The following is a 2,605-nucleotide window of genomic DNA, read 5'->3' as shown; positions in this document are numbered from 1 at the left end:
AAAAGCAATGAAATAGGCTGACCGTGGTAGAAAAGAGAAGAAAAGAAACTGCAGAGCACTTTGGATCACTCGTATCAACGCGGGAACTAGAGAGCACGGAATGTCTTACTCTCAATTTATGGGAGCTCTTAAAAAGAACAACATCGAGCTTAACAGAAAAGTTTTAGCAGATTTAGCAATGAATCACCCTGAAGCTTTCAAAGCTGTTGTAGATCAAGTAAAATAATGTAGAATACTATTTTTGTTATCAATATAGTCCCGGGTTTACCCGGGATTTTTTTTTACGATATACTTTTCAAATTGTTTCATGTTTCATGTGACATCCCATTATCTTTTATTCTGAATGTAAAAAATAAGGGTAAAATGATTTTTAGGCGTAAATAAATTAATTTTAAGGTTACATAGTATCATAAGCTTTATCATTATTAAAAAAACAATTAAATACAAATAAATAAGATTGATTAATAAAATAAAATCACTATTAATTCTTATATTAGCAATTGAAAAATATTTTAATTGAAGAAATGAAAAAAGTCGCTATTTTTTTATTTGCCTCCTTAGCATTACAGAATATCGGAGCCCAGAATTTCATTCAGGCTTATAAGAACAGAGCCGATATGGTTTCCCAAACAAATATCACCAATAATCTTACAGATTTTGAAAATCTTGGAGTAAAAACTACTGGATCACCTGTAAACACCAATACCCTGAACTGGCTGAAAAACAAATATATTTCTTACGGATATACTGCCAGCCAGATTGAAGAAGACCCTTTTACTTATACTACATCTGGTGGGAATAGTACAAGTTCTAAAAATCTGGTCATCACCAAAACAGGAACATTGTATCCTGATAAATACGTCATTATCTGTGGGCATTTTGATACGATTGTAGGACCTGGAGTAAGTGACAACGGCAGTGGTACTTCTATCCTTTTAGAAGCAGCCAGAATATTAAAAGATGTTCCTACAGAGTACTCTATTAAATTTATTCACTTCTCCGGAGAAGAGCAAGGTCTGAAAGGGAGCTACCATTATGCTGATGAGATTGCCTACCAAGGTAGTGTCCGTAATCTGGATATAAAACTTGTTTTTAATATTGACCAGGTAGGAGGACAAATAGGAAATAACAATACAACCATAACCTGTGAAAGAGATACAGGTGGAATGTCTGCCAATAATGCTGCCTCTAATACTGTAACACAAGAATTGGCTGCCTGTACCAGTCTCTACTCTCCTCTTCAAACTTCTATTTCGTATGCGTACAGTTCAGATTATATACCGTTTGAAGCTAAAGGATACACCATTACCGGGTTTTATGAATATATAAAAAGTAATAATGAACATACAGTGAATGATATTTTTACTAATGTTGACCCTGTATATGTTTTCAATGTAGGTAAAGCAGCTGTAGGAGCATTGCAACACTTTGCAGTGGCTTCAACAACAAATAATGCACTGGGAACTCAGGAAGCCCCTGAGCAAAAAATAACAGAAACCGTAAATATTTATCCTAATCCGGTAAAAAACCTGTTAACAATAGAGTTTCCAAAAAAGACTGAAAAATTCAATATTGAAATTTCAGACATGACAGGAAATACAGTTCTTCATTCTGAGAACCAAAATAGAATAGATACTACTCCATTGATTAATGGAACTTATATGATCTCTGTAAAAACAGAAAGAAGCCACGTCATTAAAAAGATTATTATTGATAAATAACCCAAAATATGGATTAACTGATTCCAGTAAAATGTATTATTAAGTTTTATAAATTATACGATGAAAAAAATTACCTCCTTTTTGCTAATTGCTATAGCATCACATGCTATCTGTGCACAAAGTTTTATCCAAGCTTATAAAGACAGGGCTGATGCTGTTTCCCAAACAGATATTATCACTAACCTGCAGGCCTTTGCAGGTTTGGGAGTAAAGAAAACAGGAACTCAGGCTAATGTTGATGCATTCAATTGGATTAAGAATAAATACCTTTCTTACGGATATTCAGCCAGTCAAATATCTGAAGATACTTTTCCTTATGGAAATACAACTTCAAAAAATTTAATAATAACCAAAACAGGAACGGTTTATCCTGATAAATATGTAATTATTTGTGGGCACTTTGACAGTATTACTGGCACAGGTGTTAATGATAATGGTAGCGGTACTTCTATTATTTTAGAGGCAGCAAGAATTTTAAGGACAATTCCTACAGAATATTCCATAAAATTTATTCATTTTTCAGGGGAAGAACAAGGGCTTGTTGGCAGTTCTCATTATGTGAATAATGTCGTTTACCAGGGAAACAGCCGTGTTCTGGATATTAAACTGGTGTTCAATCTGGATCAGGTAGGAGGTGTAATGGGAAATGCCAATAATACGGTGTATTGTGATGAAGATATGGCTGGGCTTCCTGGCAATAATATAGCTTCTGCCACTGTAACCCAGGAGTTAAGGAACTGTACGGCTTTGTATTCAACTCTGATGACAGAGGTTGATCCGGCAGAAGATACCGATTATATTCCATTTGAAGAAAGAGGTGAAGTTATCACAGGCTTTTTTGAGAGAATAAGAAGTACTTACCCACATACTGTTAATGATACTTT

Annotated in this window: 2 protein-coding genes and 1 pseudogene; all 3 read left to right on the top strand. The window is 34.3% G+C overall.

Annotated elements, in window-relative coordinates:
* Nucleotides 1–16: 16 nt before the first annotated feature.
* A pseudogene (rplT, locus tag BBH99_RS10935) lies at nt 17–226 on the top strand (50S ribosomal protein L20); the annotation flags it as partial.
* 274 nt (nt 227–500) lie between these two features.
* The gene (locus BBH99_RS10930; RefSeq protein ID WP_317041491.1) at nt 501–1,721 is read left to right on the top strand and encodes a M28 family peptidase; all 1,221 of its coding nucleotides are present in this window, start codon (nt 501–503) and stop codon (nt 1,719–1,721) included.
* 60 nt (nt 1,722–1,781) lie between these two features.
* On the top strand, nt 1,782–2,605 hold an 824-nt coding region (locus BBH99_RS10925; protein ID WP_066695451.1), incomplete at its 3' end, for a M28 family metallopeptidase.

The organism is Chryseobacterium contaminans (assembly GCF_001684955.1).
Classification (GTDB): domain Bacteria; phylum Bacteroidota; class Bacteroidia; order Flavobacteriales; family Weeksellaceae; genus Chryseobacterium; species Chryseobacterium contaminans.
Note: the sequence above shows the minus strand (reverse complement) of the source record. Positions and strands in the feature narration are given on the sequence as shown.